This window comes from Amycolatopsis acidicola, assembly GCF_007713735.2.
In the GTDB taxonomy this organism is placed as follows: Bacteria; Actinomycetota; Actinomycetes; order Mycobacteriales; family Pseudonocardiaceae; genus Amycolatopsis_E; species Amycolatopsis_E acidicola.
Genome location: NZ_VMNW02000081.1, coordinates 14,413 through 29,186 on the forward strand (window position 1 = coordinate 14,413; position 14,774 = coordinate 29,186).

General features: G+C 69.2%; 13 protein-coding genes. 7 read left to right on the plus strand and 6 right to left on the minus strand.

Annotated features, from left to right (window positions below; all coding sequences use genetic code 11):
* Nucleotides 1–115: 115 nt before the first annotated feature.
* Together FPZ12_RS35660 and FPZ12_RS35665 are read left to right on the plus strand one after the other, a co-directional pair.
* Nucleotides 116–2,314: an RNA degradosome polyphosphate kinase gene (locus FPZ12_RS35660; RefSeq protein WP_144751390.1), complete on the plus strand. Its 2,199-nt coding sequence runs from the start codon at nucleotides 116–118 to the stop codon at nucleotides 2,312–2,314.
* Nucleotides 2,311–3,249, plus strand: a complete 939-nt coding sequence (locus FPZ12_RS35665; protein WP_243770204.1) for an NUDIX hydrolase — start codon at nucleotides 2,311–2,313, stop codon at nucleotides 3,247–3,249. Before FPZ12_RS35660 ends, FPZ12_RS35665 begins: the two co-directional genes overlap by 4 nt.
* A gap of 127 nt (nucleotides 3,250–3,376) precedes the next feature.
* On the opposite strand, the gene FPZ12_RS35670 is transcribed toward FPZ12_RS35665, so the two are convergent.
* The 3 genes from FPZ12_RS35670 to leuC form a co-directional block, all read right to left on the minus strand.
* Nucleotides 3,377–3,988: an HU family DNA-binding protein gene (locus FPZ12_RS35670; protein ID WP_144751393.1), complete on the minus strand. Its 612-nt coding sequence runs from the start codon at nucleotides 3,986–3,988 to the stop codon at nucleotides 3,377–3,379.
* 220 nt (nucleotides 3,989–4,208) lie between these two features.
* Nucleotides 4,209–4,808 (minus strand): 3-isopropylmalate dehydratase small subunit, encoded by a 600-nt coding sequence (gene leuD, locus FPZ12_RS35675; protein ID WP_144751396.1) that lies wholly within the window; start codon nucleotides 4,806–4,808, stop codon nucleotides 4,209–4,211.
* A 42-nt stretch (nucleotides 4,809–4,850) separates the two neighbouring features.
* On the minus strand, nucleotides 4,851–6,281 hold the full coding sequence (gene leuC, locus FPZ12_RS35680; protein ID WP_144751399.1) for a 3-isopropylmalate dehydratase large subunit: 1,431 nt from the start codon (nucleotides 6,279–6,281) through the stop codon (nucleotides 4,851–4,853).
* A 139-nt stretch (nucleotides 6,282–6,420) separates the two neighbouring features.
* On the opposite strand from leuC, the gene FPZ12_RS35685 reads away from it, so the two are divergent.
* Complete coding sequence (locus FPZ12_RS35685) at nucleotides 6,421–7,140, plus strand: IclR family transcriptional regulator (protein ID WP_144751402.1); 720 nt, start codon at nucleotides 6,421–6,423, stop codon at nucleotides 7,138–7,140.
* 52 nt (nucleotides 7,141–7,192) lie between these two features.
* Here the strand turns inward: FPZ12_RS35685 and FPZ12_RS35690 are convergent, their stop codons facing one another.
* Complete coding sequence (locus FPZ12_RS35690; RefSeq protein WP_144751405.1) at nucleotides 7,193–8,647, minus strand: LCP family protein; 1,455 nt, start codon at nucleotides 8,645–8,647, stop codon at nucleotides 7,193–7,195.
* Nucleotides 8,648–8,691: 44 nt separating this feature from the next.
* Here FPZ12_RS35690 and FPZ12_RS35695 point away from each other — a divergent pair, with 44 nt between their 5' ends.
* A complete protein-coding gene (locus tag FPZ12_RS35695; RefSeq protein WP_144751408.1) occupies nucleotides 8,692–9,477 on the plus strand; it encodes a class I SAM-dependent methyltransferase in 786 nt (261 codons plus the stop codon).
* Here FPZ12_RS35695 and FPZ12_RS35700 read toward each other — a convergent pair.
* Nucleotides 9,455–10,825 (minus strand): FAD-binding oxidoreductase, encoded by a 1,371-nt coding sequence (locus FPZ12_RS35700; RefSeq protein WP_144751411.1) that lies wholly within the window; start codon nucleotides 10,823–10,825, stop codon nucleotides 9,455–9,457. The genes FPZ12_RS35695 and FPZ12_RS35700 overlap by 23 nt on opposite strands.
* Nucleotides 10,826–11,048: 223 nt before the next feature.
* Here FPZ12_RS35700 and FPZ12_RS35705 point away from each other — a divergent pair, with 223 nt between their 5' ends.
* Nucleotides 11,049–12,239, plus strand: a complete 1,191-nt coding sequence (locus tag FPZ12_RS35705; protein ID WP_144751414.1) for an RtcB family protein — start codon at nucleotides 11,049–11,051, stop codon at nucleotides 12,237–12,239.
* A gap of 7 nt (nucleotides 12,240–12,246) precedes the next feature.
* Here FPZ12_RS35705 and FPZ12_RS35710 read toward each other — a convergent pair whose 3' ends face one another.
* Nucleotides 12,247–13,206, minus strand: coding sequence for a zinc-binding dehydrogenase (locus tag FPZ12_RS35710; RefSeq protein WP_144751417.1), 960 nt, complete (start codon nucleotides 13,204–13,206; stop codon nucleotides 12,247–12,249).
* Nucleotides 13,207–13,260: 54 nt separating this feature from the next.
* Here FPZ12_RS35710 and FPZ12_RS35715 point away from each other — a divergent pair, with 54 nt between their 5' ends.
* Together FPZ12_RS35715 and FPZ12_RS35720 are read left to right on the plus strand one after the other, a co-directional pair.
* Nucleotides 13,261–14,025, plus strand: coding sequence for an AraC family transcriptional regulator (locus tag FPZ12_RS35715; protein ID WP_144751420.1), 765 nt, complete (start codon nucleotides 13,261–13,263; stop codon nucleotides 14,023–14,025).
* A 37-nt stretch (nucleotides 14,026–14,062) separates the two neighbouring features.
* A complete protein-coding gene (locus FPZ12_RS35720; protein WP_144751423.1) occupies nucleotides 14,063–14,689 on the plus strand; it encodes an alpha-ketoglutarate-dependent dioxygenase AlkB in 627 nt (208 codons plus the stop codon).
* Nucleotides 14,690–14,774 lie beyond the last annotated feature (85 nt).

Here is a 14,774-nt window from a genome sequence, read left to right on the forward strand (position 1 = left end):
CATCGGGCGTCCGCTGGGCCAACTTCTCCGGACCGTCCTGCGCGCCACCTCCTCGATCGTCACGGCGGCGATCGGAGTATCGGCAAGCGCACCCCAAGTAAGGAACAATGTCCTCGTGAGCAGCGACGAGACGAGCATCCCGGACCAGACCGTCCAGACCGAGGACACCGGTGGCGACGCCAGGCCCCCGCAGCAGTTCCGTGCCGTGCCCTCGGCACCGCCGGCGGTGACCACCCCGGTGCCGGTGCCGTCCCCGGAAGCGCTGCCCGACGACCGCTACTTCAACCGCGAGCTGTCCTGGCAGGACTTCAACGCCCGCGTGCTGGCGCTCGCCGAGGACTCGTCCCAGCCGCTGCTGGAGCGGGCGAAGTTCCTCGCCATCTTCGCGTCCAATTTGGACGAGTTCTACATGGTCCGGGTCGCGGGGCTGAAGCGCCGCGACGAGACCGGGTTGCCGGTGCGCAGCGCGGACGGGCTCACCCCGCGCGAGCAGCTGGCGTACATCGCCAAGCGCAACCAGGATCTGGTGGAGCGGCACACGCTGGCGTTCGAGGAGCACCTGCGGCCCGAGCTCGCCGAGCACGACATCCACCTCGTCGGCTGGGCGGACCTGGACGCGGCCGACCAGCTGCGGCTGTCGAACTACTTCAGCGAGCAGATCTTCCCGGTGCTCACGCCGCTCGCCGTCGACCCCGCGCACCCGTTCCCGTACATCTCCGGGCTGTCGCTGAACCTCGCCGTCACGGTGCGGGACCCCGAAGGCGGCACGGAACGCTTCGCGCGCGTGAAGGTGCCGAACAACGTGCCGCGGCTGATTCGCGTGGAGCAGCAACGGGAATCCCGCACCGCCACCTTCCTGCCGCTGGAGGAGCTGATCGCCGCGCACCTCGGCGAGCTGTTCACCGGCATGGAGGTGACCGAGCACCACGTCTTCCGCGTCACCCGCAACGCGGACTTCGAGGTGGAGGAGGACCGCGACGAGGATCTGTTGCAGGCATTGGAACGCGAGCTGGCGCAGCGGCGGTTCGGCCCGCCGGTGCGGCTCGAGGTCGCGCAGGACATGAGCGAGCACATGCTCGATCTGTTGCTGCGCGAACTGGAAGTCGACCCGCACGACGTGGTCGAGGTGCCGGGACTGCTCGATCTCACCTGCCTGTTCCAGCTTTCCGGGCTGGACCGCAAGGAGCTCAAGGACCGGCCGTTCGTGCCGGCGACGCATCCGGCCTTCGGTGAACGCGAGACGCCCAAGAGCGTTTTCTCCACCCTGCGCGAGACCGACGTCCTCGTGCACCACCCGTACGACTCGTTCTCCACGAGCGTGCAACGTTTCATCGAGCAGGCCGCGAACGACGACAAGGTGCTGGCGATCAAGCAGACGCTGTACCGCACCTCCGGTGACTCGCCGATCGTGAACGCGCTCATCGACGCGGCCGAGGCCGGCAAACAGGTCGTGGCACTCGTGGAAATCAAGGCCCGCTTCGACGAAGAGGCCAACATCACCTGGGCCCGCACGCTCGAACGTGCCGGCGTGCACGTGGTCTACGGGCTCGTCGGACTCAAGACGCACTGCAAGATCGCGATGGTGGTGCGGCAGGAGGGCGCCACGATCCGCCGCTACTGCCATCTCGGCACGGGCAACTACAACCCGAAGACCGCGCGGCTGTACGAAGACCTCGGCCTGCTGACGGCGGACCCGGCGATCGGCGCGGACGTGACGGACCTGTTCAACGTGCTCACCGGCTACTCGCGGCAGGAGACCTACCGCAACATCCTCACCTCCCCCAACGGGATCCGGCGCGGGATCCTGCGGATGATCGCCGAGGAGATCGAGCACAAGCACGCCGGCAAGGAAGCAGGCATCCGGATCAAGTGCAACTCACTGGTGGACGAACAGGTCATCGACGCGCTCTACCGCGCATCGCAGCAGGGTGTGGGAGTGCAGGTGGTGGTCCGGGGTATCTGCGCGCTCAAGCCCGGGGTGCCGGGTTTGAGCGAGAACATCTCGGTCCGTTCGATTCTCGGCCGGTTCCTGGAGCATTCCCGGATCTTCCATTTCCGGGCCGGCGGTTCCCATTGGATCGGCAGTGCCGACATGATGCACCGGAATCTCGACCGGCGAATCGAGGCATTGGTCTGCGTCAAGGACCCGAAATTGACCGGGCAGCTCGATTACGTCCTCGATTCGGCGCTCGATCCGGAGACCCGGTGCTGGGTGCTCACCACCACCGGCGAATGGACCCCGTCGCCCGCGGATGATTCGAAGGTGCGCGACCACCAGGTCGAACTCGTCAAGATGCACGGGGCGACCGGGTGAGCGCGGACCCGATCCGCGCGGCAGGCGCGGTGCTCTGGCGCGAAGGCCCGCGCGGGGTGGAGGTCGCGGTCGCGCACCGGCCCCGCTACGACGACTGGTCCCTGCCCAAGGGGAAGCACGACGCCGGGGAGACCATCCCCGGCACGGCGGTGCGCGAGGTGCTGGAGGAGACCGGTTTCCCCGCCGTGCTCGGCAGGCATCTGCACACCGTGGAGTATCCGGTGGCGGCGGGGCGGAAGGTGGTCGACTACTTCGCCGCGGCCGCGCGCCCCGGCGAATTCCGCCCCAACGAAGAGGTCGACCGGCTGCGCTGGCTGACCACGGACGAGGCCCCGGAAGTCCTGAGCTACGCGGCGGATGTCGACGTGCTGCGCGCTTTCACCGCCCTGCCGGTGCCGCTGAGCACCCTGCTGCTCGTCCGCCATGCCAAGGCGGGCAAACGCGAGGAATGGACGGGAGACGACGATCTGCGCCCGCTTTCGCCCGCTGGGTTCCAGCAGGCGACCGCCGTCGCGAAGCTGGCGCCGCTGTTCGGAGTGGACAAGGTGTTCTCCGCGCCGCGGCTGCGCTGCGTGCAGACGGTGCGTGAGCTGGCGGAAAACCTCGGCACGGACGTGACGCACGAACCCCTGCTGTCCGAGGAGGGTTACTGGGCCGATCCCCCGCGCGGGCTCGCCCGGCTGCTCGCGCTCGTCTCCGCCGGCGGGGTCTCCCTCGTTTCCAGCCAGGGCGGCGTGATCCCGGACGTGGTGGGCACGCTCGCGGAACGGTCCGGTCTCGCGCTGCCCGCGGGCAAGGGCGGGCTGGCGCCGAGCAAGAAGGGTTCGTTGTGGGTGCTGTCCTTCTCGGGCGGCAACGACAACGGAGGACCGCGCCTCGCCGCGGCCGACTACTACCCCACCGCGCTGCCGCATCCGGCGCCTTCGGCCAAGTAGCGGGCTTTCCGCCCCGGACGCACAGGAGATCCACAGCAGCGGCAAGGAACCCCGCGAACGCGGCAGGGCCCCCGCGAGGATTCGCGGGGGCCCTGCCGAGAAGAGCCGTTCGAGTGAACGAACGGAGTTACTTCTTCTTCCGGGCGGCGGAGGTCTTCTTCGCCGCCGCCTTCGGTGCGGCCTTGGCGGCAGCCTTCGGCGCGGCCTTGGTGGTGGCCTTCTTCGCCGTGGCCTTGGCCGCCGTGGTCTTCGCCGCGGTCTTCGGCGCAGCCTTGGTGGCGGCCGCCGCACGGGTGCGGGTGGTGGTGGCGCGCGTGGTGCTGCGGGTGGCGGTCGGACGCGTGGTGGTCCGGGTGCCGGTCGCACGCGAAGCGGTGGCCCGCGTCGTGGTGGCGCGCGTGGTGGTCGCACGCGACGAGGAAGCGGTCGCACGCTTCACCGCGGTGGCCTTCGGCAGCTTCTTGGCGCCGCTGATGACGTCCTTGAACGTGGTCCCGGCGCGGAACGCGGGAACGTTCGTCTTCTTCACGCGCACGGTCTCACCGGTGCGCGGGTTGCGCGCGGTACGGGCGGCGCGGGCGCGCTTCTCGAACACACCGAAGCCGGTGATGTTCACCTTCTCGCCCTTGTTCACCGTACGGATGATGATGTCGACGAGACCGTCGACCGCTTCCGACGCAACCTTCTTGTCGCCCAAACGCTCGGAGAGCGCCTCGATCAGCTGGGCCTTGTTGGCCATTCCAGTCCTCCATGAAGAACTACTTGTCACACGGCCACATCGGCCGACTTGCGCACACGGTATTACCAACTGCCCGGAAATTCCAAACGGCGCGCGGAATTTTTTCCCGCCCGGGGCATGGTTTCCGCCCTCCGAGCGACCCTTTCGGGCTCTTCCGCGCGCCGTCCGGCGTGCTCGCGCTAGTCCGCTATTCCCTTGCTGAGCAGGGAATCTCTGCTTTTCAGGGCGCCGGGGAGGTGGTCACCGGCTTCCAGTTGGGACGGTTCGACTCGAAGTCGCCGATCTCGTCGGCGTGTCGAAGGGTGAGAGCGATGTCATCCAGTCCCTCCAGCAGCCGCCAGCGGGTGTAGTCGTCGATCGTGAAGGGCGCCACGAAGTCCTTGGCCCGCACGGTCTTCTCCTCGAGGTCGACGGTGACCTCCGTGCCCGGCTCGTTTTCCAGGATCTTCCACAGCTGTTCGACGTCCGACTGTTCGCACTGGGCGGCAACCAGACCCTGCTTGCCGGAGTTGCCGCGGAAGATGTCGGCGAAGCGGGCGGAGATGACGACCCGGAACCCGTAGTCCATCAATGCCCAGACAGCGTGTTCGCGCGAGGAGCCGGTGCCGAAGTCCGGTCCCGCAACGAGCACGGTGCCCGCGTTGAAGGGTTCCTGATTCAGGATGAAGGTCTCGTCGCCGCGCCAGGCCGCGAACAGCCCGTCCTCGAAACCGGTGCGGCTGACCCGCTTGAGGTAGACGGCGGGGATGATCTGGTCAGTGTCCACGTTGGACCGGCGCAGCGGCACGCCGATGCCGGTGTGGGTCTTGAACGGCTCCATGGTGGGTAGCTTCCTTAAGTCGCTGGGAACAGGTCTGCGGTGTTAATGGTCGGACCCTGCAAGCAGGTCCTCCGGGGAGGACAGCGTGCCGCGCACGGCCGTAGCGGCGGCGACGAGCGGCGAGACCAGGTGCGTCCGCCCGCCCTTGCCCTGCCTGCCCTCGAAGTTGCGGTTGGAGGTGGAAGCGCTGCGCTCGCCGGGGGCCAGTTGATCGGGGTTCATGCCGAGGCACATCGAACAGCCCGCCTGCCGCCATTCCGCGCCGGCGTCGAGGAAGATCCGGTCCAGCCCTTCGGTCTCGGCCAGCTTGCGGACGCGCATCGATCCGGGCACCACGAGCATCCGCACCGACTCCGCGACCTTGCGGCCCTCCAGCACGCCCGCCGCGGCCCGCAGGTCCTCGATCCGGCCGTTCGTGCAGGAGCCGAGGAAGACGGTGTCCACGGAGATCTCACGCAGCGGCGTGCCCGGCTTCAGGTCCATATAGGACAGGGCCTTCTCAGCGGCGAAGCGGGCGTTCTCGTCCGCGATCTGCTCCGGGTCCGGCACCGAGGCGCTCAGCGGAAGACCCTGGCCCGGGTTGGTGCCCCACGTGACGAACGGGGTCAGCTCGTCGGCGTCGATGGTCACCTCGGCGTCGAACTCGGCGCCTTCGTCGGTGGCGAGTGACTTCCAGTTCTCGACCGCGGCGTCCCAGTCCGCACCCTTCGGCGCGTGCGGACGATCCTTGAGGTAGGCGAAGGTCGTCTCGTCCGGGGCGATCATCCCGGCGCGGGCGCCCGCTTCGATGGACATGTTGGCGACGGTCATCCGCGCCTCCATCGACAGCGCGCGGATCGCGCTGCCGCGGTACTCCAGCACATAGCCCTGGCCGCCGCCGGTACCGATTTTCGCGATCACCGCGAGGATGATGTCCTTCGCCGTCACGCCGGGGCGCAGCGTGCCCTCGACGTTGATCGCCATCGTCTTGAAGGGCCGCAGCGGAAGCGTCTGCGTGGCCAGCACGTGCTCCACCTCGGAGGTGCCGATGCCGAACGCCATCGCGCCGAACGCGCCGTGCGTGGAGGTGTGGCTGTCGCCGCAGACGACGGTCATCCCCGGCTGGGTCAGCCCGAGCTGCGGGCCGATCACGTGCACGATGCCCTGTTCGGCGTCGCCCATCGGGTGCAGCCGGATGCCGAACTCCTTGCAGTTGCGGCGAAGGGTGTCGACCTGGGTGCGGGACACCGGGTCGGCGATCGGCAGCTCGATGTCGACGGTGGGCACGTTGTGGTCTTCGGTGGCGATGGTGAGATCCGGCCGCCGGACGGGACGTCCCGCCAGGCGCAGCCCGTCGAACGCCTGCGGGCTGGTGACTTCGTGCACCAGGTGCAGGTCGATGTAGAGCAGGTCGGGCTCCGCGCCTTCGCCTCGGCGCACCGTGTGCGCCGCCCAGACCTTCTCGGCCAGTGTGCGGGGCCGTGTCGCGGTCATCTGCGCTCCTCCCAAGAGGTTGGTTGGGAGCAAAGGAACCCGATCACGGAGCCGACGCGAGCGCGGCCGCTACCGCACCTCGAGTCCGATGTTTCCCAGATTGTGGACTTCCCATACTTCGGGAAGCTAGTATCGCGTCGTGGGACAGCATAGCCCTTCAAACCAGCACAGCGGTATCGGTGTTCTCGACAAGGCCGTCGCCGTTCTCCAAGCCGTCGCCGAAGATCCTTGCGGGCTCGCGGAACTCTGCACCCGCACGGGGCTGCCTCGTGCGACCGCGCACCGGCTCGCGGTGGGTCTCGAGGTGCACCGGCTGCTGCGCCGCGGCCCGGACGGCCGCTGGCGGCCCGGCACCGCGCTTTCCGAGCTGGCGGGCGGGACGACGGACCCCCTGCTGGACGCGGCGGGCTCGATCCTGCCGAAGCTGCGGGACATCACCGGGGAAAGCGTCCAGCTGTACCGGCGTGACGGGGTGCAGCGTGTCTGCGTCTCGACTTCCGAGCCCACGAGCGGGCTGCGCGACACCGTGCCGATCGGTTCCCGGCTGCCGATGACGGCCGGTTCGGGGGCGAAGGTCCTTGCCGCGTGGGCGGATCCGCACACGCAACGGGCGATTCTGGCAGACGCGGTGTTCGGGGAACGCACCCTGCTGGAGGTGCGGCGGCGCGGCTGGGCGCAGAGTGTGGCCGAACGCGAGCCGGGCGTAGCCAGCGTTTCCGCGCCGGTGCGGGATTCCTCCGGCACGGTCATCGCGGCGGTGTCGGTTTCCGGCCCGGTGGAGCGGATCGGGCGGAAGCCGGGCGCGCGGTGGGCCGCGGACCTGCTCGCCGCGGCGGAGGCTCTGCAGGAACGGCTCTAGGGTTTTTCCGTGAGAGTGGGGCGTGGCCGGGATCACGCCCCACTGTCGGACGCTAGTTCACACAGTTCTGGCCGCCCGCACTGATCACGGGCGTGGCGGGAGCGGACGACGTCGCCGATGCCGAAGAGCTCGCGGTGGCGCCCGGGCCGTCGTAGCTCGTGCCGAGGTAGACCCGGAAATGCCCGGAGCGCAGGGCGGAATCCTGAACAGTGTCCACTCCGGAGCCGAGCACCGCCGCGAGGCTTTCGGCCGCCGCGCGCTCGCCGGCCGGATAGTCCACAACGGTCGACCGCCGCGACGACACCGTGCCCACCTCGCCGGTGGTGTAACCGCGTCCGGTCAGCTCCTGCGCCACCCGCCCGGCGAGACCCGTGACAGGGCTGGCGTTCTCGACGTCGACCACGTCCCCGGATTTCTGTTGCGACGGGGCCGTGGTCGTGGTCGCAGGGGCCACTGTGGACGGAGCCGTCTCACCGATCGCCTGGCGTACGAAGGACTGGACCTGCGACGGAACGACCTCCACCGCGTCCCCGTCGGAAGTCTGCAACGCCGGGTCGCCCACCGGGATGGTCTGGAACTGGACCTTCCCGGCACTGAGGTTCTGCAGCTGCTGCGCGAACGAGAACACGTCCCAGGTCTTGTCGATCACCACCGTCTTCTTGACCGCGTCGATGAGACCGCTCAGCTTGCCGGGGTCGGTCAGTGTGCCCGCCGACAACACGGTGTGCGCCATGCTCGCCATGAACGCCTGCTGCCGCCGGATCCGGTCGAGGTCGCCGTTCTGCAGCCCGTGCCGCTGCCGGACGAAAGCCAGCGCCTGCGCCCCGGACAGGGTCTGCTCCCCCGCCGGGAAGTCCGCGCCGGAGAACGAATCGTGCACCGGGGCGTTCAGGCACACCGGCACCCCGCCGATCGCTTCGCTGATGTCGTAGAACCCGACGAGGTTCACCGACGCGAAGTGGTTGATGGTCAGCCCGGTGAACTGCTGCACCGTCTGGATCGCGTTTTTCGCCCCGGCCTGCGCCGCCTGCACGTTCAGCTCCGCGCCGCCCACTCCCTGCGCGCGCAGCTTGTTCGACGTCGCCACCTGCGCGTAGGTGTAGGCGGAGTTGATTTTGTGCTTGCCATAGCCGCCGGCGAGCTGGACATAGGAATCGCGCGGAATGGAAAACGCGACCGCGTTCTTCCCGCCTGCCGGGATGTGGATCACGATCATCGTGTCCGTGTTGTCGCCGCCATCGCTCGCTTCCCCGGCGTGCAGGCGGTCGAGGATGTCCTGCGGGAGTTCGTTGCCCTGCGCGTCGGTTCGGGTGTCGAGGCCGACCAGGAGGATGTTCTGCTCCTGCGCCGGGCCGGCCGCCGCGCCGGAGTCGATCACGTCCGCGGTGGCGAGCCCGTTCAGTCTGCTGACCTGGGTCCAGGCCACCAGAGTGCCGCCGAACACCAGCAGGGACACCAGCGCGATCACGGTGCGGCCCGTGATCTTCGCCGAACGAGACGCGCTCACAAGATCGAAGCAAAGCACCGGGCGTATGCGGATACCGTGAAAAAATGCTGTGGAACGAGAACTCCGGTGCGCACCGGGTCCGCTACGCACAGGTTTTCGAGGCCGAAACACGGCGGCACGACCAGCGCTTCCGCGAACTGGTGCCGATCGCCGCGGGCGACGCGGTGCTCGATGTGGGCTGCGGCACCGGCGTTTCCACTCGCGAGGCCGCCCGGTTCGCGGCGAGTGTGCTCGGTGCCGACCTGTCCGAGGTGATGCTGGAGCACGCGCGGCAGCAGAGCGCCGACCTTCCGAACGTGCGCTATCTGCGGGCGGACGCGCAGGTCCACCCGTTTCCCGAAGCCGGGTTCGACGTGGTGATCAGCCGGTTCGGGGTGATGTTCTTCGCCGATCCGGTCGCCGCTTTCCGCAATCTCGCGCGCGCCCTGCGCCCTGGCGGGCGGCTGGCGATTCTCGTCTGGCAACACCGCGAACACAACGAGTGGGCCCTCGCGCCCCTCGAAGCGCTTGCGCCCGCTAAGGAACTTCCCCCGCCGGGCCCGGCCTTCTCCTTCGCGGACCCCGGCCGCGTCGAGGAGATCCTCGTCACGGCCGGGTTTCACGACGTGCGGTTCACCGACATCCGGGAGCCGGTCTACTACGGCCCGGATCCCGAAACCGCCGAAGGCTTCGTACTGGGCCTGCAGGACCCGCGCGAAGCATTGGCCGCAAGTGAAGACCGGCGGGGTGCGCTCGCACGGTTACGCAACACCCTCGCCGGTCACGCCACGGAAGACGGTGTGCTCTTCGACTCCCGTACTTGGCTCGTCAGGGCACGATGTTCTGGTTGAGGTGGAACAGGTTGTGCGGGTCGTAGGCCCGTTTCACCGAGACCAGCCGGTCGTAGTTGCCCCCGTAGTTCGCGCGCACGCGGTCCTCGTCGTCCGCGGCCATGAAGTTGACGTACCCGCCTTCCTCCGAGTACGGGGCGACGTCGGCGTAGTAGTCGCGCACCCACTTCTTGCCGCGTTCGTCGTCGGCCGGGTCCGGCCACACGCCGACGATGTTCGTGGCGAAGTTCGCGTCCCGGTAAGCGAAGGCGGTGTCCTGCGCCGGCACGCGATGGCACGCCCCGTTGACCGGGTAGATGTGCATCGTCGACTGGAGCGCGGGCACCTTCGGCCCGTTCTCGACATGCGCCGCGATCGCGTCCCCGCTCAGTTCCTTGACGAAGTTCGCCTTCCAATAGTGCTGCAACCCCGGCGGGAGCAGCGCGTCGAAGGCACTGTTCAAGGCGGGATAAGGCATCGGGCCGACGAGCTCGGCCACGGTGGGCGCCAGATCGCGCAAGGGCTTCAGCACGGATTCGCCGTCCTCGACCGGGCCTGCCCAGCAGGCCACGAACAAGGCGAGCGGATCCCCGTGGCGTTCCTCGGGGATGAACGGCAACGGCGGCGCGATCTGGAATCCGGGGAACCCGCCGAGCTGTTCGGGGGCGTCCACGATGAACTCGCGGAAGAACCGGAGGAGGTCCTCGGCCACGTCGAGCTCGAAGAACATCGGGCCGCCGTAGATCTCCTTCACCGGGTGCAGCGCGAACTCGAACGACACCACCACGCCGAAGTTCCCGCCGCCACCGCGCAACGCCCAGAACAGGTCGGGGTGTTCTTGTTCGCTCGCCGTGACGAGTTCGCCATCGGCCGTGACCACCTGCGCGGAAACGAGATTGTCACAGGAAAGCCCGTACGCGCGGTTGAGGTAACCGATGCCACCGCCGAGCGTCAGCCCGCCGACGCCGGTGGTGGAAATGATGCCGCCGGGCGTCGCGAGGCCGTGTTCGTGGGTCGCGTCGTTGAAGTCGCCCCACGTCGCCCCGCCCTGTGCCCGTGCCCTGCGCTGCTTCGGGTCCACGTCCACCGCGCGCAGCGAGGACAGGTCGAGCACCACACCGCCGTCGCAGGTGCCGAACCCCGGCACACTGTGCGCGCCACCGCGCACGGCGAGGTCGAGTCCGTTGTCCCTGGCGAAGTTCACGGTGGCGCGCACGTCGTCGGTACCCGAAGCCCGCACCACGACGAGCGGCCTGCGGTCGATCATCGCGTTGTACACCTTGCGTGCTTCGTCGTACTCGGCGTCGGCACGGGTGATCACCGTGCCGCTGATCCGGTCCCGCAGCGCTTCCGTCGTCGGAGAATTCATGGGGGTCCCTCCCGGTCGGTCTTCGCTTCCCCGCTGGCGAGCACACTCCGTCACCGGCGGCGTGAGCCAGAGGAGAAGGTCCGCACGTGTTGCCGGTTCAACCGGTGACTCAATCTCTGTGTCCGAAGAGGACGCTCCCGTTCGGACACCGGCGAAATCCGCTGGCGCGCGGGCACGGTGAGCGGCCATGATTCTGTGTTGTCACCGAGAGAAGGGCAGGGAGATGCACACCGCACTGCGGGGTTCGCGGGTACCGATCCGGATGTGGGCGGACCCGGCGTCGGTCGAGGACGCGGCGATGCGCCAGTTGCGCAACGTGGCGAACCTGCCGTGGACGCACGGGCTCGCGGTCATGCCCGACGCGCACTACGGCAAGGGCGCGACGGTCGGCAGCGTGATCGCGATGCGTGACGCGGTCTCGCCGGCTGCCGTCGGCGTGGACATCGGCTGCGGGATGTCCGCGGTGCGCACTTCCCTCACCGCGAGCGATCTGCCGGACAGTCTCGGTGCCTTGCGCCGCCGGATCGAATCGGCCGTGCCGGTCGGGTTCGCGATGCACCGCACGCCGGTGTCCCCGGCGCGGGTGCCCGGGCTCGGTGGCTGGGACGGGTTCTGGTCCGCCTTCGGTGATCTTCACGAAGGCGTGCAGGGGATGCGCGAGCGGGCGCGGGGGCAGCTCGGAAGTCTCGGCGGTGGCAACCATTTCATCGAGGTCTGCCTCGAACAGGGCGGCGCGGACGAGGGCCGGGTGTGGCTGATGCTGCATTCGGGTTCGCGCGGGATCGGCAACGAGCTGGCGAAGCGGCACATCGACATCGCGCGGCGCCTGCCGCACAACGCGGATCTGCCGGACCGGGATCTCGCGGTGTTCGTGGCGGGTACCCCGGAGATGGCGGCGTACCGGCGGGATCTGTTCTGGGCGCAGGACTACGCGGCACGCAACAGGGCGACGATGGTGGCGCTCGCGCAGCGGGCGGTGGCCGAAGAGCTGCCGGGCGCGCGGTTCGGCGAGCCGATCTCGTGCCACCACAACTACGTCGCCGAGGAAACCTACGACGGCGTGGACGTGCTGGTCACGCGCAAGGGCGCGATCCGCGCGGGAGCGGGTGACCTCGGGATCATCCCGGGCAGCATGGGCACGGGCTCGTACATCGTGCGCGGGCTCGGTGAGGAGAGCGCGTTCCACTCGGCGTCGCACGGCGCGGGGCGGCGGATGTCGCGGACCAGGGCACGCAAGACGTTCACCGAGGCCGACCTCGCGGCACAGACGGCCGGGGTGGAATGCCGCAAGGACGGCGGCGTGGTGGACGAGATCCCGGCCGCCTACAAGGACATCGACTCGGTCATCGCGGCACAGACCGATCTGGTCGAGGTGGTCGCGCACCTCAAGCAGGTGGTCTGTGTGAAGGGCTGAGCGGCGGTCAGGGCAGGACGACCACCTTCCCGGCGGCCCGGTCCTCCTCCAGGTACCGGTGCGCGGCAACGATTCCGTCCAGTCCGAAGACGCGGTCGAGGTTGGGGCGATACCTCCCGACCTCGACCGCGTCGATCACCCGCTGCAGCAAGGCCGTGCTGCCCCTGAGGTCGTCGCTGTGGAAGGCGGTGAGCCGGGTGCCGGACGGGATCATCGCCACCGGCTGGAAATCCGGGATCAGCCACCCGCTGAGCGAGCCCGCGACGCACACCGTCCCGCCGCGGCGAACCGCGCGCAGCGAGTCCACCGCCGTGCTCGCGCCGATCAGGTCCAGGACGTAGTCCGGCCCGTCCGGCCACAGCGAACGCACCTCCGTGCCGACGAGCACGTGATCGGCGCCGGCGGCTTTCACCGCGGCGGCCTTGCTTTCCCGCCGAGTCGTGGCCGCGACTTCGACGCCAAGGCCGGAAGCGATCGACGCGGCGGCCAGCCCCACCGACGAAGATCCGCCGCGAATCAGTAAGCGCCCACCCGGTTCGACGCCCAGCGCGTCCAGAGATCCTTGTGCCGTCAGGTAAGTCTCGGGCAGTGCGGCCAGGACCTCCCACGGCAACACGGTGGTGACCGGCATCAGCAGCGCGTTCGGCAACAACGCGTATTCGGCATAACCGCCGTCGAACTCGCGGCCCATCTCCCCCATCATCGCCGCCACGGTCGTCCCCTCCGGCAGCGCGGGATCGGTCGAAACCTCGACCACTCCGGCACATTCGATCCCGAGTACCCGCGGGAACGTCACGTTCGGCGAATGGCCCTGCCGCGTCCGCAACTCCGAACGGTTCAGGCCCGCGCCCCGCACCCGCACCAAACTCCAGCCGTCCCGCACCTCGGGTACGGGCAACCGCCGGATTTCCAGCACCTCCGGGCCACCTGCCCGGACACAGACCGCGGCTCGCATCGTCTTGTCCATGCGTCCACTGTCGCCACGGCGCGGAGGGGCGGGCCACCGGTAGATTGCCAAAGTATGCCCGTCGGCCGCCAAACTCCCCGCGCGTCGCGAATCTGGCCGTCCGGCGGGACGCACCTGTGGGCTTCGGGCGGCACCAGTTCGCGGCATTCCCATTCGCGGGGGCATCTGGTGTACGCGGCCGGCGGCGTGCTTTCGGTCCACACCGAAGGCGGCACGTCGATCGTGCCCGCCAACCGGGTCGGCTGGATCCCGGCCGGTTTCGCGCATTTCCACCGCGCGCACGGCGAAACCGATATGCGGATCGTGTTCCTGCCGGCTTCATTGGCACGCTTCCTCCCGAGCCGGCCCGCCGTATTCACGGCGTCCGGGCTCGCCCGCGAAGTGCTGCTCGCGCTCACCGGCTCACGCGAATACGACCGCGCCGCGACAGCACGCCTGCACCGGGTGCTCGTCGGCGAACTCGACGAAGCACACGAGCAACCACTGCATCTGCCGGAGCCGCGCGACGACAGGCTGCGCGCCGTCGCGCGATTGCTGCACGAGAACCCCGCGGACAACACGCCGCTCGCCGGCCTCGGGCGCGCGACCGGCGCGAGCGCCCGCACCCTCAGCAGGCTGGTCCACGACGAACTCGGGATGACCTTTTACGAATGGCGCACTCAGCTGCGCATCTGCCACGCGCTCGTGCTGCTCGCCGAAGGCCACGACACCACGCACGTCGCGCGCGCCTGCGGATGGGCGAACCCGAGCAGCTTCATCGCGGCCTTCACGAACGTCATGGGCACGACTCCCGGCAGGCATCGGGCCGATTCGCCATGAACGAACATGTGTTCGAAGCGTCGTGTACGCTGGCCGCATGAGCGTGGAACTGCAGGGTTCGCTCTTCGGGCAGACGGAAGAACCGGCGCTCGCCCCGTTGGCGCCACTCCGGCGCACCGCGCTGGGTGACGGCGCGTGGATCGACGTCCTGCCCAACTGGCTCTCCGGCGCGGACGTGTTGTTCGAGCGGCTGGCGCGGGAGGTGCCGTGGCATGCCGAGCGCCGCCGGATGTACGACAGGGTCGTCGACGTGCCGCGGCTGCTCTGTTTCTACGGCGAAGGCGAGCGGCTGCCCGAGCCGTCGCTCGACTCCGCGCGGGAGGCGCTGAGCCGGCATTACGCCGACGAGCTCGGCGAGCCGTTCGTCACCGCCGGGCTGTGTTATTACCGCGACGGGCGGGACAGTGTCGCCTGGCATGGCGACACCATCGGCCGGGGTTCCACCGAGGACACGATGGTCGCGATCCTGTCCGTGGGCGCGCAGCGTCAGCTGCTGCTGCGGCCCCGGGGCGGCGGGGCTACCGTGCGCCAGTCACTGGGCCCCGGCGACCTCATCGTCATGGGCGGTTCGTGCCAGCGCACGTGGGAGCACGCGATCCCCAAGACCGGCAAACCGGTCGGGCCCAGGATCAGCATCCAGTTCCGCCCCAGCGGCGTCCGCTGAACGACGGCCACCCTGGCGGCCACTCGCGGGCCCGGCTTCGAGGGTTCGCGCGGCGCTGCCCTGCGCGACGCAACCGCCGGTGGCC